Below are 24,945 nucleotides of genomic sequence, written 5' to 3' on the forward strand. Positions count from 1 at the left end.
AGCTTTTGCCGTTTGTTCAATGTCTAAAAAAGTTTGCTTTCATATCCCTTCAACAGAAGTATTACACTCCAAAATATTAAGACCTCTAAATTTAAATGGGATATTTGGTTTATCTTGTCGAACCGCAGAAATAAATACAACTCGTGATAAACCTGCGACAAAGATAATAAAAGAAATTTATTTGGCAATATCTGTATCAAATATTGTGAGATTAATCGGCAATCTTAAAAACATAAAAAAGTTGTTGCTTACCGTCTTTACGAACGTAATCGTTACGAAGTACTAATTTTACTGTTGCTCTCATGTCTAAATTGTTTTAAAAGTTCGACCAATTTTCGACCAACAGATTGTGTAATTTCTATAATTTTTCTTTCTATTCTCTCTTTTCTAAAAACTGTAACTATCTAAAAAAGAGAAAGATTAGAAATTATATTTCTAATCTTTCAACATACTTCGAGGTTCCTGGCGGATTCGAACCGCCGTCAACGGTTTTGCAGACCGGTGCCTAACCACTCGGCCAAGGAACCAATTTTTGATTAGCGATTGCAAAGATATGATATTTTATCGAATGAACAAACGATTATTATTGTTTTTATAGGCAATATATCGTATCATTTTGATACACAAACCGTATCGGATACGATTTTCGGAAATACCTCTTCTGTATATTCCGACACCTCTACTGGAACAACCCCATGACGAACCATATCCAGTTCTTTCGCTGCTGCCAATGACAAGTCTATTATACATTTCTTGCGGAAAGGTCCCCTATCTATTACCCTTACAACAACCTCTTTTCCATTCTTCATATTCTTTACATGCAGCAATCTGCCGAAAGGATATGTCCGATGAGCACACACCATACTATCCTGCCTGTAAATCTCACCACTGGCAGTCTTCCGGTTGTTAAATTTCTTACCATAGTAAGTAGCATTCCCTGTTGTCTGACTCTGTACAACCAAAACTGAGATAATAAAGATAAAAACGAATAAAAACCTTTTCATATTGTGTAATCTGTGTTGTGCTTATTGTTCCGACTTTAACACCGTACCCATCTTCTTCTTCCCATTTATCTTTACCATCATTGGTTTCTGAAAGTGTACATGACGTATATATTCGGTTTCAAAAACAGCCGGTTGCCTATTCAGATAGTCTTCATCAAATAAACCGTCTCCCGAAACAGAAGGATTGATCGAAAAATACCCTACACCGAAAGAAGTCAGATTCTGAAAAAAATGAGTACCCTGACTCGGCTCTATCTTATAATTATCCAACGCTATTTCGACAAGCACCTGGGCGTTCGATATCTGAGGCCATCTTACAGGTATTCCCAACCACGAATCACTACTACCCCACCTTCCGGGACCTACAAGAATATAATTCTTCTCCTGATTCAGAAATTCTGTATTTATCTTATCTATTTCGACCGCAATATCCATATTTTTAGCAGCGTTAAAATCTTTTGTCTTAACATATACAATATCATATATATCATTCATAACGCCATGCCCAAGAGCATTCACCGAATGTAGTATTTCAACCTCTGGTCTTATTTCCGACAAATCTTCCACTACCAGCTCTTTATTCTGTACTATTGGCCTGATCTGTAATAGGTAGAAATTACCTTCCCCCTTGTCTTTCAGGTCGGCTGCAAATTCTATTTCAACTGCTCGCCCCATTTCCTGTTGGCCTATTTTCAATACCTGTTGTAGAATTTCGGCTAAAGGGAATACATTGTGTTGCAACACATTGGCAAAAGATATTATTTTTCGTCCACTATCGTAATATCCGTCATATATTACCTGATCGACAGGGTCGTATGTAGAAGATATATATCTTATAGAATCATCTTTTTCTGCATCTTTTATACTCAATTTCAGCAAATTGAATCCGTCATTTGTCGAAAACTCTTTATGTACATTTTTCATATCCAGTGCATAAAAATATCGCTGTGTATCTCTTAATGCTAATTCTACTGAACTCAACTGTACTATATTGTGAGGGTGTGCAGGCGAAAAGCGCAGGTTGACGCCACCTTCTACAATATATTTTCCCAGTCCCAGTACAATATTTGCAATTCCTTCTTCCGGTTCCTCATTACCCACAGGGTAAAAATTCAACGAACGCGCCACACCCGATATAGTCGGATAAAAATGGTCGCCATACTGCGTACCAACCGCTTCCTGCAAAACAATAGCCATTTTCTCCTGATCTATCAGGTTCTGAGTAGCAGCCATATAGGTTTTACTATCTTTATAGAACACTGATGCATATACGGCTTTTATAGCCTTGCTAAGCAACCCGAGTGTCTCATAGCGGTCTTCGAGCATTGGAATCATATAAGTCGAATAAACGCCTGCAAATGGCTGATAGTGCGAATCCTCCAACAGGCTCGACGACCGTACTGCAATCGGAGCTTTTATAGTTTCCAGAAAAACCATGAAATCTTCAATTAGCCTGTCCGGCAGTCCGGCTTTCAGGAAATAGCGCAGTATTTCATCATCAGGTTTATCAGATAAAGCAATAGGGTACAAATCGTTCGTTTCCATAAACTCATCGAAAATATCAGTACACAGGACAACAGTACGTGGTATTATCACAGGTATGTTATCATCCTCGTTAAGTTCCAAATGCTCTTTTACGATATTGTCCATAAAGGCTATGCTACGTCCTTTACCTCCTATAGAGCCATCCCCCATACGCGCAAAGTTGGAAAACTCATCGAACCTGTCTTTATCGAATATAGCCACCACTCCCGAATTCTTTACCTTACGGTATTTTATAATCATATCGTAGATCAACTGTCGGGCCTCGTCCATACTGCTATAGTCCGAAACCTTGATCTTCTTGAGCCACTCTGCCATCGGGAACATTGCCCTCGAATAGAAGAATCGGGAAAAATGATCGTTCGATAAATGATAGACCAATGATTCGGTAGGGATTGTAAATATGCTCTTCTGTAGATCTTTAAGGTTCCTAATTCGTTGAATCTCCTCCCCTGTTTCGGGATTGATTATAATAAAATCGCCAAAACCAAAATTATTAACAACCTGCTTACGCAAATCGCGCGGAAAGCTTTTTGAGTTTTTATCAATAAAGCTACAGCCTAATTCTTCTGCGTAGGCCTTATTCGCTATTTCAGATGAAGTGAATACTATCGGCACAAAGCGTTTCTTGTTCCGCATCATTTTAGCAAATTCATAACCGGCCAGTTTGTCTTTTACTCCCTCGTGTGCATAACTCATATCGGTAACAATACCCAACATATTGTTATAATACTTGGCATATATCTCTACTGCCTCTTCATAAGTACGAGCCAACATAATCTTTGGGCGCCCACGCATGCGCAGCATTTGCTGGTGCTCGTTCAATGCTTCTTTCGAAAACTCTTTCGACTCTTCCATTACTATCTTAAATAAGGTAGGCAAGGCTGAAGAATAAAAGCGCACCGAATCTTCTATCAATAATATAACCTGTACACCTACACTTTCGGTATCGTGTTCCACGTTCATGGCATCTTCTATCAGTTTGATGATGGCCAGTAATAGATCCGGATTACCAAGCCAACTGAAAACATAATCGACACCCGATAAGTCTTCTTGCGACAAACGTTTTGTTACTTCGCGCGAGAATGCCGTTAACACCACGAATGGAGTATCAGGGTACAGTTCCTTTACGCGCTTCGATGTAGCAAACATATCAGCCTCGTCCATATTAGGCATCTGTATGATGAGCTCATAATGGTTTTCGCTGAGTTCGGCCAGCGCCTCTTCCTCTGTTACTACCTGTGTAAAGCGTGGCGGATAGTTCAGGTTAAGAGATGTGTATTCGTTAAATATCTGTTCGTCGATGCGTCCGTCGTCCTCTAAGGTAAAAGAATCATACTTCGTAGCAATCAGCAACACATTGAATATACGCTTTGTCATCAGGCTGGCAAAGGATGTATCTTTAAAACGAAACGCTTTTATATCGGGTAGTTTTTCCATAACGAATATTTATAATTGAGATTACTCTCTTTATATTTTAACTAAAATCTGACAGAACTCACTCTTTTACTAGCCTGCTAGTTTTAGTTGGCACCGCCGATTACCTCATAATTCTCTTTTTTTAGTACACTAGTAGACTAAAAACTAGTAAACTATATTTTAACTAAAACCTGACATTCCTTACATTAATTACAAGTATTCTAGCTTTCTACTCCTTTGCGCCTTCGCGTCTTTGCGTGAGATAATTTTAACTAAAACCTGACAATACTAATAACTTTTAAATGATCTCGCTGTCAACTGCTAACCATTACTGGATATAGCTTATAGATAAAGTTTTATTAAAATATAACAACAAATATAATGCAAAAAAAGAAGCCGAATGTATTTCTCATCCAGCTTCCATATATTTTTTCATTAAAACGATTAACGTATGCGGTCTAACGATTTTACCAACTTTTCATCTTTTCTTATACGCCAATATGCCAGAAAGTTAAAAATTAAGGCTACTAGCGGTAATAAAATGATAAGCGAAGATGGAGTCAGATTAATATGAATATTGGCATCCTCACTATCTATTTTATTTATAAATGCACAAAAATAACTTACTACAGCTACATAATATAAAACGATAAACAATGTATTAAACAAAGTTATACGAGCCTGACGTTTTCTATTTTTATACAAAAATATTGCGACTAATGGTGTTATAATACTCAGTAATGCAAATGTAAGACTTCCCCATGTTATAGAAGAAACTTGATCTTTCCATACAGGTAATTTATCACCTGCTATTTCTAAGCCATAAGAATGATACATCACAGAAATGCCATCATTATCCACAACTTCACTTATAGGGAAATATAAAGCGATTCCCATCAAAATAGCAACCAGTAACAAAAATATACTCTGAATACGTTGTATCATCCCTTCTTAGAAGTTGTCTTTGTCTTTATTCGGGTTTCTGTAATAAAGTTTGCCTTCTGTATATTCCTGAGCCGCTATAAGAGTCGGTTTAGGAAGTTTTTCATAATAACGTGAAATCTCAATCTGTTCTCTATTTTCGAAAACTTCTTCCAGATTGTCGTTATATGATGCAAATTCCTGCAGCTTTTTGTCCAGATCCTGTTTCATCTCAACAGCTATCTGATTAGCTCTTTTCGAAATAATTCTCACAGTTTCGTACACATTGCCTGTGTCTTCCGACAGAGACATCATATCTCTTGTAACTGTGTTGTTTGCTGCATTTGATTTTCTGTAATCCATACTATTCTTAAAAATTTATATAAATTGAATGTTTTCTATTTATTTGCTCAACTCTTGTTGTACTGCCTCGTTTGTTTCCTGATCTATCTCCTGTCCGAGAGCTTTCAGTGCCTGACGGTAATATTTTTCCGATTCTTTCAGGTATTTTCCGCTTGGGAACATGTTCTTGTAGTTGAAGTGCTCGTCAAGTAGATCGCGGTAACGGGTAGGTTTCTTCTCTTCCACACTGTGATATGCCAATTCGTAACGTGCTCTTACTATCAGTATCTGAAACTCTTCGGCAAACTCCGAAAACGGATAACTCTTAAGTGCTTCGCGTGATGTCACAATACATGCCTCATAGTTGTTGCCCATATACAGTCCCAGATTGTAATACAAACGGGCTGCAAGAAAGTCTTTATAGGCAAGCTTTTCCTGCAATTTGAACATATAGTCCTGTGCTTCGGGGGCTTTTTCGCTTTGAGGGAAATACTCCAAAAAGTTTTGGAATTCCTGTATTCCTTTCACCGTACTACCCTGATCGAGACGGGCATCGGGCGAATCCAGATACAATCCGTAAGCAGCATTGAAGCGTGCCAGTTCGGTATAGTCCCCTTTAGGGAATTTGTTGTAATATCTTGTATAATACTGTGTGGCTGTTACATAATCTTTGTCGTAGAAATAGGCTTGAGCCAGCAAAAACAGGATTTCCTGCTCTTTAGCCGAACCGGTATATACCGAGAGTATTTCCTCTAGTAAGGTTGTGGTTCTGCCGTATTTTTTCTCATCGAAGTACTTCTTAGCGTATGTATATTTCAGCTCGGCATCACGACTTTTCAGTATTTTATTATACTCGCCGCACGAAGCCAACAATAACGTAAGTAATAAGGCACACAGGATTTTGATTTTCATTCTACTCAAAAATTAGTTTGCAAATTTACACAAAGCTTTTATAATTTGAAAATAAACTTTTACAATTATGTTTTTTTGAGATAAATGACACGAATTATCCGAACATGCTAACAACACGTTTCACTCCGTCAATAAAGCTGTCAATTTCTCCTTTTGTATTGTAGAATGCCAAGGAGACCCTCACCGTTCCTTCTACGCCGAGAACGTCCATTAGCGGCTGGGCACAATGGTGTCCGGTACGTACGGCTATCCCCATCTTGTCCAGAAGCATTCCCATATCGTAATGATGGATATCACCTACAAGGAACGATACTACACTGCTCTTTTCATCGGCAGTTCCGTAAATGCGTACACCTTCTATTTTCATCAATTCATCCGTACAATACTGTAATAACTGATCTTCGTATGCTTTTATTGAGTCGAGGCCAATATTTTTTATGTATTTTATTGCAGTTGCCAGTGCTATCACTGCGGGATAGTCGGGTGTTCCGGCCTCAAACTTGAATGGTAACTCATTGAATGTCGTACCATTAAACGAAACGGTTTTAATCATTTCACCCCCTCCCTGATAAGGAGGCATCTGGTTCAGCCATTTTTCTTTTCCATAGAGCACCCCTACTCCATTCGGCCCGTAAACCTTATGACCTGAGAAAACAAGAAAGTCACAATCAAGCTTCTGTACATCAAGATACATGTGTTGCACCGACTGAGCAGCATCTATCAGCACAGGAATATCATGCCTGTGTGCTATCTCTATTATCTCTTCTACAGGATTTATCGTTCCCAGTACGTTAGAGACATGTGTGACTGATATCAGGCGTGTATTAGGTGAAATAAGTTTCTCTAGTTCTTCCAGTATCAGTTCACCTTTTTCGTTAATTGGAACTACTTTCAGTTTAACGCCGCGTATAGATTCTTGCAATTGCCACGATACGATGTTTGCATGATGTTCCATTGCCGAAACAATGATTTCGTCACCCTCATTGCAAAACTGCTGGCAGAAGCTGTGCGCTATAAGATTAATAGACTCAGTCGTACCCCGCGTGAAGATAATCTCATGGCTATGCTTAGCATTGATAAACTGCTGCACCACAACACGTGATTCTTCGGCCAGATCGGTAGCCCTCTGGCTTAAATAGTGTACACCACGATGCACATTGGCATTCGTGGTGTAATATATTTTATCCATTTCTTCTACCACACATTGTGGCTTTTGAGTAGTTGCCCCATTATCAAGATAGATCAGGGGTTTGCCGTAAACGGTAGTAGATAGAATAGGAAAATCGGCTCTTATTTTTTCAATATCCATTTTAGTTACGAGTTACGAGTTACGAGTTACGAGTTTTTTCGCTACTATCTTGTAACTTGTAACCCGTAACTTGTAACTGTTATTACTTACATACCGCGCAATTTCCGCAGCGTGCAGTTTCTCCTTTGAAACGTTTTTCGACAAGATCGAGAAGTCGGACTTTCAACACATCGATACGCACATGCTCCAATACCCCGGCTGCGAATGCCTGCATCAGCATCAGGCGGGCAGCATCTTCGCCAATACCGCGCGAACGCAAATAGAAGAGCGCTTCTTCATCCAGCTGACCTGTGGTCAGTCCATGTGAACACTTTACATCGTCGGCATATATTTCGAGCTGTGGTTTAGAGTACATATGTGCTGTAGGCGAAATACATAGGTTGTTGTTAGACTGATAAGCCATCGTCTTCTGAGCATCCTTCTCTACACGAATACGTCCGCAGAAAGAACCTCTGGCATCGTCCTGCAATACGTATTTAAACAGCTGCGTACTTGTACAATGCGGTACAAGGTGATCTAAGAATGCAAAGTTGTCTACATACTGATGCCTGTCGGCTATCACCATACCACACACGTATGCTTCGGCATGCTCTCCGTCAAGTTTTACATTATAGTTATTGCGGCTTACACCTGTATTCAGCGTCATATTGTTTACCAGCACATTGGAGTTTTCCTGCTGATGAACGAAGGTATTGGTAAGGCGTGTAACCTTATCGGAATTCTCCTCCAGATCGTAGTAATCTATGATAGCATTCCGCCCTGCAAAAATTTCAGTTACCTGTGTAGCCAGAAACTGCGATTCGTCTACTGTATGATCACAAACAAGCAATTTTACCTGTGCATCGTCTTCTGCAATGATCATTATACGACGATTTACCAGATAGTTGAACTCGCTCTTAAGTATATTGATCAGTTGTATCGGCTTTTCTACAATTACACCTTTAGGTACATAAATAACAAATCCGTCCTGCACAAACATTGTATTGAATGCCACAATGCCGTTGTTATCCACATCGGCTACTTGTCCGTAATATTTAGCAAATGTTTCAGGCTGCTGTTCGGCAAAGTCCTTGAGACTACCTACAAATACTCCTTTCGGATATTCTACTCTTGGCTGATGCTCTTTGTGGAAAAGGTCATTCAGCACAAAGTAAAGATTTGTTGTAAGATTAGGTATCTCACATCTGAAAGCTACATACGGATTGCCATGAAAAGGGACACGATTGAGATTAAGTGCAAAATCGGGCAAAAATTCGGCGGCCACATCCAGATAGAGGTAATCTTCCAGTTTTTTGGTAGGGAAACCTTGCTTACCGAAGGCTTCGAATGCTTTATCGCGAAGACTATTTATTGCCGGTGCAGACTTCTCGTCAATTTTGTGTCTGTACTGCTTAAATATGTCTGTATATTGAGTTTCTATCATTAGTCCTGAAATTCTTTAATAATCCAATCATAACCTTTTTCTTCGAGTTCGAGAGCCAGTTCCGGCCCTGCACTTTTTACTATACGACCTTTATACAACACGTGCACGAAATCCGGTTTAATATAGTCGAGCAAACGCTGATAGTGTGTAATTACCACTGTTGCATTGTCTTTTGTACGTAGTTTGTTTACACCTGCTGCTACAATGCGCAATGCGTCGATATCAAGTCCTGAATCGGTTTCGTCGAGAATAGCCAGTTTTGGTTCCAGCATTGCCATCTGGAATATCTCGTTACGCTTTTTCTCGCCACCGGAGAAGCCCTCATTTACAGAACGTCCTGCAAGGTCTTTATCGAGTTCTACAAGTTCACGTTTTTCACGCATCATTTTCAGGAAATCTGATGCCGAAATCGGTTCCTGTTCGTTATGTTTTCTTATTTCGTTCAACGATGCACGCATAAAGTTAGTCATGCTCACTCCGGGTATCTCTACCGGATACTGAAAACTAAGGAAAAGACCTTCGCGGGCACGGTCTTCAGGATCCATATCGAGCAGGTCGTGACCTCTGAAATCCACTTCACCTTCTGTTACTTCAAAGTTAGGGTTTCCTACAAGGACGGAAGCTAATGTACTCTTTCCGGCTCCGTTAGGTCCCATTATAGCATGTATTTCGCCTTCGTTAACGACAAGATCCAATCCTTTCAGTATTTCCTTGCCTTCAACATTAGCGTGCAAGTTCTTTATGTTTAATAAGTTCGCCATTATAAATTTTATGTTGTTTATATTAAATTCAGTATCTTTTTAACAATAAGGTACCATATATGTTCAAGTCATTGAGACTTTCGGACACAAAATTAATAAATAAAAAAGAAAATAGCTTGTTTATCACAAGCTATTACATATCTATTAAATCTATATCTCACACATTGTCATTGATTATATCTGACATCATCAGATAAAGCCTCTTTGAAATACATATAAATATGATTAGAAAATACCAATTAAGGTAAATTGTCTAAAAATCCATCTCCACCACTATCGGGCAATGATCTGAGAAATCTATTTCATTTAGTATAGATGCGCCATTCAGGCGAGGTTTGGCAGCTTCGGAAATTACATGATAGTCGATGCGCCAGCCGAGATTCTTACCCCTCGCTCCTGCCCTGTAGCTCCACCAGCTGTATTTCTCTGGGCTTTGGTCATATACGCGAAAGGTATCGATCAGTCCTGTATCGATGAATTCATCAAACCATTGGCGTTCTTCAGGCAAAAAGCCGGAACTTTTGGTGTGACGTTCGGGATGGTTTATATCTATCGGCTTGTGGCAGATATTATAGTCACCACATATCAGTATCTGAGGTCTTTCTTTACGCAATTCGTTTATGAAGATAGTGAAATCGGCCAAAAACCGCATCTTTATCTCTTGACGAATATCTCCCATCGTACCGGAAGGAATATAAACACATATAACTGTCATTTCGCCGTAGTCTGCGCGAATCACCCTACCCTCTCTGTCGAACTCGGGAATACCCATGCCTATTTTGACCAGATCGGGTGTACGCTTGGAAAGGATGCCTACACCGCTATAGCCTTTCTTTTCGGCAGGATGAAAATAGTATTCATAGCCCAATGACTGGATGCTCAGCACATCTATCTGGTCTTCCATCGCTTTTATTTCCTGCAAACAGAGGATATCCGGTGACTCTTTTTCGAGCCATTCATACAAGCCTTTATTCACTGCGGCACGTATGCCATTCACATTATATGATATGATTTTCATTATTTGTTTATTTAAAGAGTTCGTAATATTTAGAATCAACAAATTATACTCATGTCCATTTTATTGATTCATTTACAATCCCTGTTTTTCAGAGACTTATTCGCATACAACTAACTATATCCCTTTCGGTTAATGCTTTTTTTGTTCCTTGTCCTTGTTCCTTTTATTATCCTCTCTTATATAATAATAAATCGCATGCCCGGTTTTCCCCTTATCTAATGCTTTCTCAGCTTTCTCATAACCTTTCATCAACTGCTGCATGTTCTCTTTGGTGATAACACGTACCGAATCACCTTCTGCCTGAAACCAATTAAGGTAACCTAATTCTTTGACAGGAGCTAATCCATAAAATTTAACTTCCGATGTCGAAAATGTATTAAAAATCCAAATACTATCACGCAGAATACCTTTTACATAATTTGATTTCTGTTTTATGAAAATTTCTTTTGTCTCATGCGGAGCAAAGGACCGTTCGCCTTCTTTTGTCTTGATCGTCAGCTTTGCCAAAGGCTCTAAAAAATTAATCTTTACCTTCTTACTTGCCACTATCGTATCGCCATCCAACGTTATAATATTAAATTTATACTTTCCGTTAGTCTTTCTCACCATCATATTATTCGACCTCATTATATGCATATTCATAAACATCTGGTGTGACTGCATAGCTTGTCGATGAGCCTGCATGGCCTGTTGATGAAACTGCATTGTGTGCCGTTGAGCTTGCATAGCTGCACTTTGCGCATGCAAGCCGATGGTAACCATCAAAAATATTACTGTGAAACAAAGCGTGTAGTTTTTCATTGTATTTTAGATTCGTAAATAAAAAAACACTATAATTTTGTAATTTACAACAACTTATGTAAGTTTTATCCCTTCATTTTCAGCAGCTTTTACTTTCTTGAACAGGTCGGATGCAAATACAAAGTCGTTAAAATCTTCGTTGGTCGATGACATTACCTCCTGGCTGGTTCCTTGCCATTCTACTTTTCCTTCTTTGATGAAGTTGATGCGCTCACCAATACCCATCACAGAATTCATATCATGGGTATTGATAACGGTAGTCATGTTATACTCTTTGGTAATATCGTGTATCAGATCGTCTATCACCAGAGAGGTCTGCGGGTCGAGTCCCGAATTGGGTTCGTCACAAAACAAATATTTCGGATTGAGGGCTATAGCCCGTGCTATGGCTGAACGTTTCATCATTCCCCCACTTATTTCGGAAGGATATAAATGTCCTGCATCTGCAAGATTTACACGCTCGAGACAAAACTGGGTGCGTTTGGTCTGCTCTGCCTTCGACATATTTGAAAACATCATCAGCGGGAAATTTACATTCTCGGATACAGTCATGGAGTCAAATAATGCCGATCCCTGAAAGATCATCCCCATTTCCTGACGAAGCGCTTTCATTTCATTTATACTCATTTTAGGAAGGTCGCGTCCGTCATACAGGATTTTTCCGCTTGTTGGGCGCATCAGTCCTACCAGATTTTTGAGCAATACGGTCTTACCCGATCCGCTTCGTCCTATTATCAGATTGGTCTTTCCGGCTTCGAATACGATATTGATATCACTCAATACTTCTCTGCCGTCGAATGATTTATATAAGCTTTTTACTTCTATCATGACATCATTAATTGAGTGAGTAACAGGTCGGCAACAAGTATAAGAATACTACTCATCACCACCGAGTCTGTACTTGCTTTACCTACATCGAGTGATCCTCCGCGAGCCGAATAGCCATAGAAAGAAGCTATAGAAGCTATGATGAAAGCAAAGACGATCGTTTTTACAATAGCATACCATACATAGAATTCCTTGAAGAAAAACTGAAGACCATACTGGAATGTATCTGCGGGCATCACATTGCCGAATACGCAGACTCCGAATCCCCCGATTACCCCGAAAAACATACTGAGGATAACAAGTACAGGTACAAAAACCATCAATGCAATTATTTTAGGCAGAATGATGTAATTGGCAGAGTTGACTCCCATTATTTCGAGGGCGTCTATCTGTTCGGTAACCTGCATTGTTCCTATTTCGGAAGCAATATTAGACCCTACTTTTCCCGCCAGTATAAGACACATAATGGTAGATGAAAACTCGAGTATCAGAATTTCACGGGATACGTATCCTACCGTATAGCGCGGCATGAAAGGTGAGTCTATATTCAGTTTAATCTGGACAACGATAACAGCTCCGATAAAGAACGATATAATGATAACGATCCATATCGAATTAACGCCCAACTTACTAATTTCGGTGAGTAACTGCCGAAAAAAAACACTCCACTTCTGAGGTTTTGTAAGAACCTTCTGCATGAGTAGTGTATAATGTCCCAGCTTTTCAAATAATGAAGTCAGCATATAAATATATTATTACGCAATAATTTGTAAAATCGAGAACAAAGATACATTTTTTCGGTAAACTTTATTGTTATCAGTACGCAGATAAGAATATTTTGGTACTATTTTCTTCTGAAATTAACAAACAGTAACAGGAAGCCTGACAGAAGCAAAACACATCTTCATACTGAATTTCAGTGGAGTTTGTACTGTTCATTGTGCAAACTGAATATTCCATAAAGGTCTTTCTGTTGGGATCATTGCCTTGCAGTTTATTCTTTATGGTTGTGGGAAGTACATAGCCTTTTGTTTCTAATTCGACATTATAAATCTGGTCGATTTTGGTTCGCAGACTATCCAATATTCGCAGTGATCCACAGGGGAACACTTATTTTTATCCTAAATTAATAATTGTCAATTGTTTATTCAAAGAAGTCAATCCAAATAGTAACGATTTAGTAACGGTTATTGTCTTTGGATTGTCTCTCAAAATGCCACTTTTGGCTTAGAGTTGGCTTGTATTCTGTTCTATAGATTCAAAGATACACTTTTATTCTTAAAGTCTATATCACAGATATGATGTTTATTTATTATCTATATCTAAAATACGATTCATTGTATTAAAATAATTACATGAAGCCCATAATTTCTTATTTCCTATAACATAAAAACGTTTCTTTGCCCTAGTCAAAGCGACATTTAGCATATTCGGCTTTTGAGAAGCCCAATTCCTAGCTCCAGAAGAGGCAGGATTACTTCCTAACACAAGAAAGACAATATCAGCTTCTTTACCTTGAAATTTATGTATTGTTCCGCAAGAGATATTTTTTTGACTTTTAGATTCCCAAGTGGCTCCCGATATTATTTTCTTCGACCTGCCCGGAACATTGAACAGTGCGGGGATTCTCAGTACTCTGTCTATGCTGGATTATATCTTTGCCCCGATCAGTGCCGACAGGATGGTATTGCAAAGCACACTGGAATTTGCTTCCCTTCTCAACGAGAATGTCATTTCCACGGCAAAGGGTAATATTAAGGGGCTTTACCTACTATGGAATAAGGTAGATGCCCGTGAAAAATCGGGATTGTATGGCACATACGAAGATATTATTGGGGAGTTGGGCTTACAGATTATGAAAAACTTCCTGCCCGACAGGAAACGATTCCGGCATGAATTGTCGGAAGAGATAAAGCCGTTTTTCCGCTGTACTTTGTTTCCGCCGGACAAGCAACTTGTAAAGGGGAGTAATATCGATTTGCTGGCAGATGAAATAGAAGCAATAATAAAACCAAGTTCAAATGGCAAAGAAGAGTAATATCATCCGCAGAGTAGAGGAGGTCAACGAAAAGGAATTGCTTGCCGCCCTTGCCGGATTCGGTGATGAGGAAACAATCAAAGCTCCCTCTTCCCACACTCTACTTCCATCACCCGTCAGTGAACCCGTTGCTGATATAGAAAGAAATGAAAGGGAAGATAAGGTTTCTCCACCAACTGAAGCTATCGGGAAGAAGAAACAGGGAGAAAGCTATATGTCGACTTTCCTGAACCCGAAAGAACTCAAAATGCGGCAATGTGTCTATATCAGCTTAGACCTGCATGAGACAATATTGGCAATCGTAAACGAAATTGCAATGAAAGGTATGACAGTCGGTGCATTTATCGACACTGTGCTGCGACAACATCTGGAAGAACATAAAGCCGAAATCAATAACCTGTACCGCAGGAGGCGGGACGACTTAATTAAATAATAAAAAGAACAACAATGGAAAATAATACACCCAAGACAAAGACGGATAGAAGTCGCAGCTACTTTAAACGTTCAGCATCAAAAATAAAGAAGACCGGTTACGAATCCTTATTTATCAAACCTATCGATATAACGGGCAGGCGGCAAAAGACTGTTTATCTGAGAGAAGAATTTTACGAACGGATAATGAAGATCCTACTTCTGTATAAAAATCCGAGACTATCGGTATTCTCCTATATAGATGCAGTAATGGAACATCATTTTGAAATTTACGAACAAGAAATCAGGAAAATATATAACAGTAAAAACAGAGGACCATACTAAAATGATACAAATAATAGTAGTAGCAGCTTCCATTATATTAGGCATGATTCTCTATCCGACCCTCCTAAAAAAGGTAAATAACCTTGTTAATTGGTGGTATTGGAATATGGGAGCAGGCTCAATGGAAAAAGGAGCGGACAAGGTACATAAACCGGAGCCGGAATCCTCAAAAATATCCTCTGTAATAGGAGAAAGTAAAACAAAAATAGGACATGACAGGACAAAGGCTACCACTAACCCGAAAAATGCCGGAGTTGAGGAAAAAGATTCTACATTTGCATCGAAAACAGCAGAAGAAACCAATCAAATAGCTGATGTAGACGTTCCTTTGGAGAAAGTCGAAACGTTGACAGAAGGGGAGTTTGATCCGGATCAGGAAATGGTAGAACTCGAAGCAGAAAGAGGTGCTGTCCTTGCGAGCGGAGCTGGTTATGATGAACTGATGAATGCAGGGGAAGTTATTGTCAAAGCAAAACCATCGGATCAGGAGAAAGATGAAGCCGGACGTGTGTTATATGAGAGTCGTAATACGCAGCTGTTCGAGCAAATGATGGCAAGCAGCGATAAGATGAAAGATTCTATAACCTCCGTTATTGAGTTCCATCTGGCAAAGCAAGTCAAAAAAGAAAACAAAAGCGGGGAAGAAACGGATTTTCCTGATGATTTTAAGGATTTTGATATCGACAGTATATTTTAGAACAATAAAATAAGATGCCTATGTAGAAAACAGTAATCAGTAAACAAGTAGACGAGTTGACAAGTAAACAAGTCTACAAGACGGCCTGCGGCCTCACTAATTATCCATTTTAATTATCCAAGTCTAACCCGCCGTGGGGACTATCCACCCCCACGGCAATTAAAAACAAATCAATTTTTATGAGAAAGAAACTTCTTCTTTCTATGGCTATGATTTTAGCCATAGCATCAAGCCTTTTTGCCCAGGGAAACGGTATTGGCGGTATTACCGAAGCTACCAATATGGTAACCTCGTATTTCGAGCCCGGCACAAAACTAATCTATGCCATTGGAGCCGTTGTCGGCCTGATCGGCGGGGTAAAGGTGTACGGAAAGTTCAGTTCGGGCGATCCCGATACCAGCAAAACCGCCGCTTCGTGGTTCGGAGCCTGTATCTTCCTGATTGTGGCGGCAACCATCCTGCGTTCCTTCTTCTTGTAAACCCATAAACCTTTACTTCCCCCGAAAGGGGGAAATAAGGAATCCACATGAGTTAAATAATTTTTTAAACACAAGAAGAATGGAATACTCGATTAATAAAGGAATCGGCAAGCCCGCCGAGTTCAAGGGCCTCAAATCCCAATACCTGTTCATCTTCGCCGGAGGACTGCTGTCCGTATTCGTGATTTTCGTAATCATGTACATGATAGGTATCAGCCAAACTTTCTGTATCGGCTTCGGAGTTGTTACGGCTTCCATATTGGTGTGGCTGACCTTCCATCTGAATGACAGGTACGGGGAATTCGGGCTGATGAAATTGCAGGCTGCCCGCAACCATCCCCGATATATCATCAACAGGCTGCGCATCGAACGGCTATTCCGAAGAAAAAAGAAAGGAGCCCGCCGATGAGAAACACAGCCAAAGCAGCCACATTGGAAAGTAAATTTCCACTGCTGACTGTCGAACATGACTGCATCCTGAGCAAAGACGCCGACTTGTCGGTAGCCTATCGGGTAGAGCTGCCCGAACTCTTTACCGTTACTTCCGCAGAATATGAGGCCATGCACGCTGCCTGGCTCAAAGCGGTCAAGGTACTTCCCGATTACAGTATCGTTCATCGTCAGGACTGGTTTGTCGAGGAAAAGTATGAGCCGGAGATAGACAAGGAAGACATCAGTTTTTTATCCCGCAGTTTCGAGCGTCATTTCAATGAACGTCCGTATTTGAACCATAGCAGTTATCTGTTCCTGACCAAAACAACGAAAGACAGGGCACGCCAACAGAGCAACTTCAACGCACTGACACGGGGATTTATCATCCCCAAGGAAATGCAGGACAAAGATGCCATCCAAAAGTTTTTGGAAGCCGTTGGGCAGTTCGAACGGATTTTGAATGATTCGGGGTTTGTGAAGCTAAGCCGCATTACCACGGATGAGATTGTAGGCACGGAATCCGAAGCAGGTATTGTGGAAAAGTATTTTTCGCTTTCGCAGGAAGATACTACCTGCTTGCAGGATATAACACTTGGGGCAGGGCAAATGAAGATAGGCGATAAATGCCTCTGCCTGCATACCCTTTCCGATACCGAAGACCTGCCGGGAAAGGTACAGACCGATAGCCGATACGAACGCTTGTCTACCGACAGAAGCGATTGCCGCCTGTCTTTTGCCGCGCCGATAGGTGTTCTTTTGTCCTGCAACCACATCGTGAACCAGTACATTTTTATTGACGACCACACGGAAAATCTGAAACGTTTTGAAAAGCAAGCCCGTAATATGCACTCGTTATCCAGGTACAGCCGTTCCAATCAAATAAACAAAGAGTGGATCGAAGACTACCTGAACGAAGCGCATAGCTACGGGCTGACCTCGGTACGCTGTCATGTCAATGTAATGGCATGGTCGGAAGACAAGGAGGAGCTTTCCCGCATCAAGAACGATGTGGGTAGTCAGTTGGCCCTGATGGAATGTAAACCCAGACACAATACGGTGGATACCCCGACACTATTCTGGGCAGGTATTCCGGGCAATGCAGGGGACTTTCCGGCAGAAGAAAGTTTCTACACCTTCATCGAGCAGGCTCTGTGCTTCTTTATCGCCGAAACCAACTACCGGAGTTCGCCTTCGTCTTTCGGCATCAAGATGGTAGACCGCCTGACGGGAAAACCCTTGCATCTGGATATTTCCGACCTGCCCATGAAGAAAGGGATTATTACCAACCGCAACAAGTTTGTATTGGGGCCGAGCGGTTCGGGAAAATCTTTCTTTATGAATCACCTTGTGCGCCAATACTACGAACAGGGAACACACGTACTGTTAGTCGATACGGGGAATTCCTATCAGGGATTGTGCGAGCTGATAAACCGCAAGACCAAAGGTCAGGACGGAATCTATTTCACCTATACGGAAGAAAATCCCATTTCATTCAATCCCTTCTATACGGACGACGGGCAGTTTGATGTGGAGAAAAAGGACAGTCTGAAAACCTTGTTGCTGACTCTCTGGAAAAGTGAGGATGACAAGATCACCAAGACCGAATCGGGAGAGCTGGGTAGTGCCGTCGATGAATATATCAAACGGATACAAACCGACAGGAGTATTGTTCCGGGCTTCAACTCCTTCTATGAATTTATGCGGGATGAATACAAAGCGGAACTGGAAAACCGGGAGATTGACGTCGGAAAAGAAGAATTCAATATCAATAATTTTCTGACTACCCTCCGGCAATATTACAGAGGCGGACGCTTCGACTTCCTATTGAACTCGGACAAGGAATTGGACCTGCTGAATAAACGCTTTATCGTATTCGAAATCGATCAAATTAAGGAGAATAAAGAACTTTTTCCGGTGGTAACCATCATCATCATGGAGGCATTCATCAACAAGCTCCGGCATCTGAAAGGCATTCGCAAACAATTGATTGTGGAAGAAGCATGGAAGGCTCTTTCTTCTCCAAATATGGCTGATTATCTGAAGTATATGTATAAAACGGTTCGAAAGTATTACGGGGAAGCCATTGTCGTTACGCAGGAAGTGGATGATATTATCTCGTCTCCGATTGTCAAGGAAGCCATTATTAATAACTCCGACTGCAAGATACTGTTGGATCAGCGCAAGTATATGAACAAGTTCGACGCGATACAGTCCTTGTTGGGGCTGACCGATAAGGAACGCTCGCAGATACTATCCATCAATATGTCGAATAATCCAAAACGGATTTATAAGGAAGTCTGGATAGGATTGGGCGGTATGCAATCGGCGGTATATGCCACCGAAGTGAGCAAAGCGGAATACCTGAGCTATACAACCGAAGAAACTGAAAAGGTAGAAGTTTTCCGTTTAGCCGAAAAATTAGGTGGCGATATAGAATTAGCGATTAAACAATTAGCGGACAAGAGATAAATCTCTTAGAAAATCATACAAGTATTCATTTAAAAACAATTTCAATATGAAAGCAAAATTTTTCATGTTGTGCATAAGCCTTATGCTTTTCACAACCAATATGAGTGCCCAATGGACAGTATGGGACCCATCGAACTTTACACAGAGTATCGTAAATACCAGCAAGCAGATTGTACAGACTTCGAGTACCGCCCAAACCATGATCAGTAATTTCAAAGAAGTTCAAAAGGTTTATAATCAAGGGAAAGAGTATTACGATGCGCTCAAAGCGGTCAATAACTTAGTAAAAGACGCGAAAAAAGTTCAAAAGACCATCCTGATGGTTGGAGAAGTGTCGGAAATCTATGTTACTAATTTTCAAAAGATGCTGTCCGATCCCAACTTCTCAATAGACGAACTCAATGCCATTGCTCACGGGTATACTAAACTGTTGGAACAATCAGGTGATGTACTGAATGAATTGAAAGGAGTAGTAAATATCAGCACCTTATCATTAAGCGACAAAGATCGTATGGATGTGGTCAATCATTGCTATGACGAAATGGTAAGCTACCGTAATCTGGTGAAATACTATACCAACAAGAATATCAGTATTTCTTATCTCAGAGCCAAGAAAAAAGGGGAGACATCCCGTGTCAATACCTTGTATGGTAATCCGGATGCTCGTTATTGGTAAATCAATGCGCTAATGTGCTAATGTGTCAATTAGCAAATTCGGAAATTAACACGAAGCGAACCTCATTGGCACATCGGCATATTATCTCATTAACAAATTAGAATCATGGATTTTAATCAATTTCACGAAACACTGCGGACACTCTACGAACAGATGATGCCCTTATGCGGCAATATGGTTGGCGTAGCCAAAGGAATAGCCGGACTGGGAGCATTGTTTTATGTCGCCCATCGGGTTTGGCAATCCCTTTCAAGGGCAGAGCCGATTGATGTTTACCCCCTGCTCCGTCCTTTTGCCATCGGGCTATGTATCATGTTTTTCCCAAGCATCGTATTAGGGACAATCAACAGCGTGATGAGCCCGGTTGTAAAGGGAACACACGGGATGCTGCAATCCGAAACATTCGATATGCAGAAATACGCGGAGCAGAAAGATAAGCTGGAATATGAAGCTATGCGGCGGAATCCCGAAACGGCTTATCTGGTCGATAACGAGATATTCGACGCCAAAATGGAAGAGCTGGGTATCACCGATGTGGGAACAAAAGTAGGGCTATATCTGGAACGGGAACTGTATGATGTCAAGAAATGGATACGCAATACTTTCCGTGAACTGCTGGAGATAATCTTCAAAGCTGCGGCGTTGGTTATCGATGTGATTCGTACTTTCTTTCTGATAGTATTGGCTATACTGGGACCTATCGCTTTCGGCATATCCGTCTGGGACGGTTTTTCATCTACTCTTACCCAATGGATAACCCGTTATATTTCTGTTTACCTGTGGCTGCCCGTATCGGATTTATTCAGTACGATACTGGCGCGGCTTCAATCCCTGATGCTCCAAGCTGATATCGAGCGCATGGAAATTGACCCGAATTTTTCTTTAGATAACTCGGATGTAATCTATATCCTGTTTATGATCATCGGCATTGTAGGCTATTTCACTATTCCGACAGTTGCAGGCTGGATAATCTCGGCCGGGGGTATAGGTAACTTCGGTAAGAATGTAAACCAGACGGCAACCAAAGGCGGTGCAATCGCCGGAGGAGCTGCCGGAGCTGCAGCAGGAAATATTACAGGACGATTGAAAGGAGGCGGTAATTCCGGTAGTAGCAGTAGTAGTTCTGCCGGCGGCGGCAGTCAGCCACAAGGAAAGAATTACGCCACAGGAGATGGTGGACAATCCGGCTCTTCAAGGAAGACTCCTTAATAATTATCAAATTTTCAAATTGAATTTATGGAATTTAAATCATTAAAAAATATCGAAACGAGTTTTAAGCACCTCCGATTTTTCGGCATTGTGTTTTTGTGTATGTGCGCCGCCGTTACAGGCTACTCCTTATACAGCGCGTATGACTTTGCGGAAAAGCAACGTCAAAAAATATATGTGTTAGACAACGGGAAATCGTTGATGCTGGCTCTCTCGCAGGACTTGTCGCAAAACCGCCCTGTGGAAGCAAGGGAGCACATCAGGCGCTTCCATGAACTCTTTTTTACTCTTTCTCCCGATAAGAGTGCCATTGAAAGTAATATCAACAGAGCATTGCTCCTGTCCGATAAGTCGGCCTTCAATTATTATAAGGACTTGTCGGAGAAGGGATTTTACAACCGTATAATCTCCGGAAATATCAATCAGACCATCCGGATAGACAGTGTTGTATGCAACCTGAACAGCTATCCTTACGAAGCGGCGACTTATGCCCGGCAGATGATTATCCGTGAGAGCAATATTACCGAACGCTCTTTGGTTACTTATTGCCGCCTGCTGAACTCCGTTCGCTCGGAAAGTAATCCGCACGGATTTATTATCGAAGGATTCGAAGTCAGGGAGAATAAGGATATCAGGGTGCTGGCTCGCTAAAAACAACGCCTATGAAAGAAAGACTGAAAGAATTAGGCTATTGGTTGGAAGGTAAGATCAAGGATTTTTGCGGGGAACTGACACCCGACAAACGGATAACGGCGATAGTGATAATGCTCCTGATACTGACCATCGGAAACCTCTACTTTACCTTTTCCACGATTTATAACTGGGGAAAAGAAAGCGAAAAGAAGAAAGTATTGGAGATAGAGCAAATGATGGATTCTCCTGTTGACAAGGAACTCTTCGACCTGTATCAACAAAAAATCCGAAAGGATTCTATCGACAGTATAAGAATTAATCAACAAAAATTCAAAGAATATGAACGAACGACTGAAAATATCTTCGGCGCAAAAGCAGAAGCTTAAAAAATATGCTGTTTTTGCCCTGATGGCAATTATCTGTGTGGGGTGCATATGGCTGATATTTAAGCCATCGGATGCAGACAAAATAAAGCTACAGGAGGGTATCGGCTTTAACGCCGATATCCCCGATCCGGGCAAAGATGAGATTATCGGCGACAAAAAAGACGCTTACGAAAAGGAGCAGATGCAAAATAAGCAAAAGGACCGGATGCAATCCCTTCAGGGATACATTAGTATGCTGGAAAACGAATCATCAGCTAAGACAGAGCCTGTTGTATTAGATTATTCCGAACCGGAAGCAACAACGCCGGAAGAAGCGAAAGAGCCTATCGGCAGCTCGGTTTCCGCCTACAAGGACATCAACCGCACATTGGGTACTTTCTACGAACAGCCGAAAATCGATCCCGAAAAGGAAGAAATGAAGAAACGATTGGAGGAACTGGAAGCCAAAATGAACGAAAAGGACAGCAAACAGTCGGCGATGGATGAGCAGTTGGAGCTGATGGAAAAGTCCTACCAAATGGCGGCCAAGTATATGCCACAGGTTCAGCAGGACAACGGTAACCAAAGCCTGAGCAAAAGAATAGCGAACGGTACGGTTAAAAATAGCAGTAATAACAACAAAACTAAAATCACTCCGATACGGCAGATCCGAAACCAAACGGTATCTGCATTGGCACAGTCCATAGGTGGCGATGAGTATTACCAAATGTATGATCAGCCGAGAAATATCAGCTTTAATACGGTGGGCGGGACAGTCGGGGTATCGGAGAAAAATACGATTGCCGCTATTGTCCATGATGACCAAACTGTGGTAGACGGACAAACCACCCGTCTGCGCCTGACCGAGCCACTCATGGCAGGAACTACTCTTATCCCCGAAAACACCATTGTAACAGGCCTTGCCAAAGTGCAGGGCGAACGGATGGAGATTCAGATTTCTTCTATCGAGTACGAAGGGACGATTATTCCTGTGGAAATGATGGTCTATGATTCGGACGGACAACGTGGAATCTACATTCCCGGCTCATTGGAGATGAACGCCGCCAAAGAAATCATAGCCAATATGGGAAGCAGTGTCGGCACGAGCTTTACCATGACCGAAAGCACGGGTGCTCAACTGACCTCCGATCTGACCAAAGGGGCGATACAGGGTTTATCGGCTTATATGCAGAAAAAGATAAGGCAGGTAAAGATTACACTCAAATCGGGATATAGGGTAATGCTGATGCCGAAATAGTTACGAGTTACTGCGCCCTACGGGCAGTTACGAGTTACAAGTAAACTAAGTGAATGAACAATTTAAATCAAAAAATAATGAGAAAATATATTGTATTAATAATGCTGGCGGCAATAACTATCGCGGCCAATGCCCAGACGGACACCATCCCTGTTATCAATCAGACACCGGAGGAAATGCAGAAAGACTTGCAACAAGTACTCAAACCCTCTTTTGGAGATTACTACGAGGGGCTGACCAAGAAAATCACATTCGACCGCATGATTCCGCCATACGGGTTGGAGGTTACTTTCGATAAGACCGTGCATATCATTTTCCCGGCAGCTATCCGCTATGTGGATTTAGGCTCGAATAATATCATTGCGGGCAAAGCAGGCAGTTCGGAGAATATCCTGCGGGTAAAGGCGGCTATTCGCAATTTTGAAACGGAAACCAATATGGCAGTCATTACCGAAGAGGGGAGTTACTATACCTATAATGTTAAATATGCCGATGAACCGGAAAAGCTCAATATCGAAATGAAGGATTTTATGCATGATGGTGTAGCAACCAATCGCCCGAATAACAGTATGGAAATCTACCTGAAGGAATTGGGCAGCGAATCACCCCGCATCGTTTACCTGATAAACCGTGCTGTCTACAATACCGACAAGCGGATAGTTAAGCATATCGGTTCCAAACGATTCGGGATACAATACCTGCTCAAAGGCATCTATTCGCATAACAACTTGCTCTACCTGCATACTTCCATCAAAAACGCATCTAATGTACCCTTCGATGTAGACTTTGTACGCATGAAAATAGTAGACAAGAAAGTAATGAAGCAAACAGCTATTCAGGAAACAGTTATCTATCCGCTTCGGGCTTATAATTTAGTTTCGTCTGTCGGGGGTAATAAAAGTGAACGCACCGTGTTCACAATCGATAAAATTACCATACCCAACGATAAACAGTTGGTGATTAAGCTTTTTGAGAAAAACGGAGGGCGAAATCAATCTTTTGTGATTGAGAATGAGGATTTATTGAGAGCCGAAGAAATCAACGAACTAAAAGTGAAATAAGATGAAGCGTATCACATTCCTTATAATTCTGAGTCTTGCCCTGATCGGGCAGGCTCATGCTCAACGTTACTTACCGGGGCAGAAAGCCATACAGCTGACAGGTGGCTTTGTAGATGGCTTTACAGCGGAAAAGAAGGACGGACAGGCGTTTTACGGCGGCATCGCCTTATCTGCCTATACCAAAAACGGAAATCGGTGGGTATTCGGCGGGGAATACCTGCAAAAAAACTATGAGTATAAGGATAAGTTTATTCCCCTGTCCCAGATAACAGCAGAAGGCGGTTACTACCTGAACTTTCTGTCGGACAGGAGTAAGACCTTATTCTTCTCGGTCGGATTATCAGCTGTCGGAGGCTACGAAACGATAAACTGGGGCAAAGAGTTATTGTTCGATGGGGCAACGATTACATCAGAGGATAACTTCCTGTATGGTGGTGCAGTATCTTTTGAAATTGAAACATTCCTGTCCGACAGGTTTGCCCTGCTCATCAATGCCAGAGAGCGGATACTCTTCGGCTCGCAGGTTAATAAGTTCCATACACAGGTGGGTTTTGGAATCAAGGTATTTATAAACTAAAAGTTAAAAACTAAA

Annotated in this window: 26 protein-coding genes and 1 tRNA gene; 14 read left to right on the forward strand and 13 right to left on the reverse strand. The window is 41.2% G+C overall.

The genetic code is table 11. From position 1 onward, the window contains the following. Positions 1-456: 456 nt before the first annotated feature. The 13 genes from M2448_RS08465 to M2448_RS08525 all read right to left on the reverse strand — a co-directional run bounded on the left by M2448_RS08465 (position 457) and on the right by M2448_RS08525 (position 13,023). Positions 457-527: transfer RNA gene (locus M2448_RS08465), tRNA-Cys, on the reverse strand. Positions 528-611: 84 nt separating this feature from the next. Further along, a complete protein-coding gene (locus tag M2448_RS08470) occupies positions 612-1,004 on the reverse strand; it encodes a septal ring lytic transglycosylase RlpA family protein (RefSeq protein ID WP_280645640.1) in 393 nt (130 codons plus the stop codon). A gap of 21 nt (positions 1,005-1,025) precedes the next feature. Then, positions 1,026-3,986 carry a PEP/pyruvate-binding domain-containing protein gene (locus tag M2448_RS08475; protein WP_280645639.1) on the reverse strand — a complete coding sequence of 987 codons (2,961 nt, stop codon included), beginning with the start codon at positions 3,984-3,986 and terminating at the stop codon, positions 1,026-1,028. A 423-nt stretch (positions 3,987-4,409) separates the two neighbouring features. Continuing rightward, complete coding sequence (locus M2448_RS08480; RefSeq protein ID WP_280645638.1) at positions 4,410-4,910, reverse strand: DUF4293 domain-containing protein; 501 nt, start codon at positions 4,908-4,910, stop codon at positions 4,410-4,412. A gap of 6 nt (positions 4,911-4,916) precedes the next feature. Beyond that, positions 4,917-5,249, reverse strand: coding sequence for a DNA-directed RNA polymerase subunit omega (locus M2448_RS08485; protein ID WP_280645637.1), 333 nt, complete (start codon positions 5,247-5,249; stop codon positions 4,917-4,919). Positions 5,250-5,288: 39 nt separating this feature from the next. Beyond that, positions 5,289-6,140 carry an outer membrane protein assembly factor BamD gene (gene bamD / locus M2448_RS08490; protein ID WP_280645636.1) on the reverse strand — a complete coding sequence of 284 codons (852 nt, stop codon included), beginning with the start codon at positions 6,138-6,140 and terminating at the stop codon, positions 5,289-5,291. Between the two features lie 94 nt (positions 6,141-6,234). Beyond that, the gene (locus tag M2448_RS08495; RefSeq protein ID WP_280645635.1) at positions 6,235-7,449 is read right to left on the reverse strand and encodes a cysteine desulfurase; all 1,215 of its coding nucleotides are present in this window, start codon (positions 7,447-7,449) and stop codon (positions 6,235-6,237) included. An 82-nt stretch (positions 7,450-7,531) separates the two neighbouring features. Next, positions 7,532-8,872: a Fe-S cluster assembly protein SufD gene (sufD, locus tag M2448_RS08500; RefSeq protein ID WP_280645634.1), complete on the reverse strand. Its 1,341-nt coding sequence runs from the start codon at positions 8,870-8,872 to the stop codon at positions 7,532-7,534. Next, complete coding sequence (gene sufC, locus M2448_RS08505; RefSeq protein WP_280645633.1) at positions 8,872-9,633, reverse strand: Fe-S cluster assembly ATPase SufC; 762 nt, start codon at positions 9,631-9,633, stop codon at positions 8,872-8,874. Before sufC ends, sufD begins: the two co-directional genes overlap by 1 nt. A 253-nt stretch (positions 9,634-9,886) precedes the next feature. Continuing rightward, a complete protein-coding gene (locus tag M2448_RS08510; RefSeq protein WP_280645632.1) occupies positions 9,887-10,651 on the reverse strand; it encodes an exodeoxyribonuclease III in 765 nt (254 codons plus the stop codon). Between the two features lie 129 nt (positions 10,652-10,780). Next, positions 10,781-11,452 (reverse strand): hypothetical protein, encoded by a 672-nt coding sequence (locus M2448_RS08515; RefSeq protein WP_280645631.1) that lies wholly within the window; start codon positions 11,450-11,452, stop codon positions 10,781-10,783. A 54-nt stretch (positions 11,453-11,506) separates the two neighbouring features. Further along, the gene (locus M2448_RS08520; RefSeq protein ID WP_280645630.1) at positions 11,507-12,280 is read right to left on the reverse strand and encodes an ABC transporter ATP-binding protein; all 774 of its coding nucleotides are present in this window, start codon (positions 12,278-12,280) and stop codon (positions 11,507-11,509) included. Further along, positions 12,277-13,023, reverse strand: a complete 747-nt coding sequence (locus tag M2448_RS08525) for an ABC transporter permease (RefSeq protein WP_280645629.1) — start codon at positions 13,021-13,023, stop codon at positions 12,277-12,279. Before M2448_RS08525 ends, M2448_RS08520 begins: the two co-directional genes overlap by 4 nt. Before the next feature lie 827 nt (positions 13,024-13,850). On the opposite strand from M2448_RS08525, the gene M2448_RS08530 reads away from it, so the two are divergent. The 14 genes from M2448_RS08530 to M2448_RS08595 all read left to right on the forward strand — a co-directional run bounded on the left by M2448_RS08530 (position 13,851) and on the right by M2448_RS08595 (position 24,930). After that, positions 13,851-14,318 (forward strand): hypothetical protein, encoded by a 468-nt coding sequence (locus tag M2448_RS08530; protein WP_280645628.1) that lies wholly within the window; start codon positions 13,851-13,853, stop codon positions 14,316-14,318. Then, positions 14,302-14,751: a DUF3408 domain-containing protein gene (locus tag M2448_RS08535; protein ID WP_280645627.1), complete on the forward strand. Its 450-nt coding sequence runs from the start codon at positions 14,302-14,304 to the stop codon at positions 14,749-14,751. Before M2448_RS08530 ends, M2448_RS08535 begins: the two co-directional genes overlap by 17 nt. A gap of 14 nt (positions 14,752-14,765) precedes the next feature. Further along, complete coding sequence (locus M2448_RS08540) at positions 14,766-15,074, forward strand: DUF3408 domain-containing protein (RefSeq protein WP_280645626.1); 309 nt, start codon at positions 14,766-14,768, stop codon at positions 15,072-15,074. 1 nt (position 15,075) lies between these two features. Continuing rightward, positions 15,076-15,771 carry a hypothetical protein gene (locus tag M2448_RS08545; RefSeq protein ID WP_280645625.1) on the forward strand — a complete coding sequence of 232 codons (696 nt, stop codon included), beginning with the start codon at positions 15,076-15,078 and terminating at the stop codon, positions 15,769-15,771. A gap of 179 nt (positions 15,772-15,950) precedes the next feature. Next, positions 15,951-16,250, forward strand: coding sequence for a DUF4134 domain-containing protein (locus M2448_RS08550; protein WP_280645624.1), 300 nt, complete (start codon positions 15,951-15,953; stop codon positions 16,248-16,250). A gap of 79 nt (positions 16,251-16,329) precedes the next feature. Then, positions 16,330-16,659, forward strand: a complete 330-nt coding sequence (locus M2448_RS08555) for a DUF4133 domain-containing protein (RefSeq protein ID WP_280645623.1) — start codon at positions 16,330-16,332, stop codon at positions 16,657-16,659. Then, on the forward strand, positions 16,656-19,151 hold the full coding sequence (locus tag M2448_RS08560) for a TraG family conjugative transposon ATPase (protein WP_280645622.1): 2,496 nt from the start codon (positions 16,656-16,658) through the stop codon (positions 19,149-19,151). The genes M2448_RS08555 and M2448_RS08560 overlap by 4 nt, the downstream gene beginning before the upstream one ends. Positions 19,152-19,197: 46 nt before the next feature. Further along, positions 19,198-19,827, forward strand: a complete 630-nt coding sequence (locus M2448_RS08565) for a DUF4141 domain-containing protein (RefSeq protein WP_280645621.1) — start codon at positions 19,198-19,200, stop codon at positions 19,825-19,827. A gap of 105 nt (positions 19,828-19,932) precedes the next feature. Further along, positions 19,933-21,036, forward strand: coding sequence for a conjugative transposon protein TraJ (traJ, locus tag M2448_RS08570; RefSeq protein ID WP_280645620.1), 1,104 nt, complete (start codon positions 19,933-19,935; stop codon positions 21,034-21,036). A 27-nt stretch (positions 21,037-21,063) separates the two neighbouring features. Beyond that, a complete protein-coding gene (traK, locus tag M2448_RS08575; RefSeq protein ID WP_280645619.1) occupies positions 21,064-21,687 on the forward strand; it encodes a conjugative transposon protein TraK in 624 nt (207 codons plus the stop codon). Positions 21,688-21,698: 11 nt separating this feature from the next. After that, positions 21,699-22,055, forward strand: a complete 357-nt coding sequence (locus M2448_RS08580; RefSeq protein WP_280645618.1) for a TraL conjugative transposon family protein — start codon at positions 21,699-21,701, stop codon at positions 22,053-22,055. Continuing rightward, positions 22,009-23,292 (forward strand): conjugative transposon protein TraM, encoded by a 1,284-nt coding sequence (traM, locus tag M2448_RS08585; RefSeq protein ID WP_280645617.1) that lies wholly within the window; start codon positions 22,009-22,011, stop codon positions 23,290-23,292. Before M2448_RS08580 ends, traM begins: the two co-directional genes overlap by 47 nt. Positions 23,293-23,369: 77 nt before the next feature. Further along, positions 23,370-24,353, forward strand: coding sequence for a conjugative transposon protein TraN (gene traN, locus M2448_RS08590; protein WP_280645616.1), 984 nt, complete (start codon positions 23,370-23,372; stop codon positions 24,351-24,353). 1 nt (position 24,354) lies between these two features. Continuing rightward, positions 24,355-24,930 (forward strand): conjugal transfer protein TraO, encoded by a 576-nt coding sequence (locus tag M2448_RS08595; RefSeq protein ID WP_280645615.1) that lies wholly within the window; start codon positions 24,355-24,357, stop codon positions 24,928-24,930. The last annotated feature ends 15 nt before the right edge of the window (positions 24,931-24,945 follow it).

It is taken from the genome of Dysgonomonas sp. PF1-14, from assembly GCF_029892965.1.
Classification (GTDB): domain Bacteria; phylum Bacteroidota; class Bacteroidia; order Bacteroidales; family Dysgonomonadaceae; genus Dysgonomonas.

Bases quoted from the DNA above. Each gene is read 5' to 3' on its own strand.
- M2448_RS08470 (WP_280645640.1), bottom strand. From the start codon at position 1,004: ATGAAAAGGTTTTTATTCGTTTTTATCTTTATTATCTCAGTTTTGGTT.
- M2448_RS08475 (WP_280645639.1), bottom strand. From the start codon at position 3,986: ATGGAAAAACTACCCGATATAAAAGCGTTTCGTTTTAAAGATACATCC.
- M2448_RS08480 (WP_280645638.1), bottom strand. From the start codon at position 4,910: ATGATACAACGTATTCAGAGTATATTTTTGTTACTGGTTGCTATTTTG.
- M2448_RS08485 (WP_280645637.1), bottom strand. From the start codon at position 5,249: ATGGATTACAGAAAATCAAATGCAGCAAACAACACAGTTACAAGAGAT.
- bamD (WP_280645636.1), bottom strand. From the start codon at position 6,140: ATGAAAATCAAAATCCTGTGTGCCTTATTACTTACGTTATTGTTGGCT.
- M2448_RS08495 (WP_280645635.1), bottom strand. From the start codon at position 7,449: ATGGATATTGAAAAAATAAGAGCCGATTTTCCTATTCTATCTACTACC.
- sufD (WP_280645634.1), bottom strand. From the start codon at position 8,872: ATGATAGAAACTCAATATACAGACATATTTAAGCAGTACAGACACAAA.
- sufC (WP_280645633.1), bottom strand. From the start codon at position 9,633: ATGGCGAACTTATTAAACATAAAGAACTTGCACGCTAATGTTGAAGGC.
- M2448_RS08510 (WP_280645632.1), bottom strand. From the start codon at position 10,651: ATGAAAATCATATCATATAATGTGAATGGCATACGTGCCGCAGTGAAT.
- M2448_RS08515 (WP_280645631.1), bottom strand. From the start codon at position 11,452: ATGAAAAACTACACGCTTTGTTTCACAGTAATATTTTTGATGGTTACC.
- M2448_RS08520 (WP_280645630.1), bottom strand. From the start codon at position 12,280: ATGATAGAAGTAAAAAGCTTATATAAATCATTCGACGGCAGAGAAGTA.
- M2448_RS08525 (WP_280645629.1), bottom strand. From the start codon at position 13,023: ATGCTGACTTCATTATTTGAAAAGCTGGGACATTATACACTACTCATG.
- M2448_RS08535 (WP_280645627.1), top strand. From the start codon at position 14,302: ATGGCAAAGAAGAGTAATATCATCCGCAGAGTAGAGGAGGTCAACGAA.
- M2448_RS08540 (WP_280645626.1), top strand. From the start codon at position 14,766: ATGGAAAATAATACACCCAAGACAAAGACGGATAGAAGTCGCAGCTAC.
- M2448_RS08545 (WP_280645625.1), top strand. From the start codon at position 15,076: ATGATACAAATAATAGTAGTAGCAGCTTCCATTATATTAGGCATGATT.
- M2448_RS08550 (WP_280645624.1), top strand. From the start codon at position 15,951: ATGAGAAAGAAACTTCTTCTTTCTATGGCTATGATTTTAGCCATAGCA.
- M2448_RS08555 (WP_280645623.1), top strand. From the start codon at position 16,330: ATGGAATACTCGATTAATAAAGGAATCGGCAAGCCCGCCGAGTTCAAG.
- M2448_RS08560 (WP_280645622.1), top strand. From the start codon at position 16,656: ATGAGAAACACAGCCAAAGCAGCCACATTGGAAAGTAAATTTCCACTG.
- M2448_RS08565 (WP_280645621.1), top strand. From the start codon at position 19,198: ATGAAAGCAAAATTTTTCATGTTGTGCATAAGCCTTATGCTTTTCACA.
- traJ (WP_280645620.1), top strand. From the start codon at position 19,933: ATGGATTTTAATCAATTTCACGAAACACTGCGGACACTCTACGAACAG.
- traK (WP_280645619.1), top strand. From the start codon at position 21,064: ATGGAATTTAAATCATTAAAAAATATCGAAACGAGTTTTAAGCACCTC.
- M2448_RS08580 (WP_280645618.1), top strand. From the start codon at position 21,699: ATGAAAGAAAGACTGAAAGAATTAGGCTATTGGTTGGAAGGTAAGATC.
- traM (WP_280645617.1), top strand. From the start codon at position 22,009: ATGAACGAACGACTGAAAATATCTTCGGCGCAAAAGCAGAAGCTTAAA.
- traN (WP_280645616.1), top strand. From the start codon at position 23,370: ATGAGAAAATATATTGTATTAATAATGCTGGCGGCAATAACTATCGCG.
- M2448_RS08595 (WP_280645615.1), top strand. From the start codon at position 24,355: ATGAAGCGTATCACATTCCTTATAATTCTGAGTCTTGCCCTGATCGGG.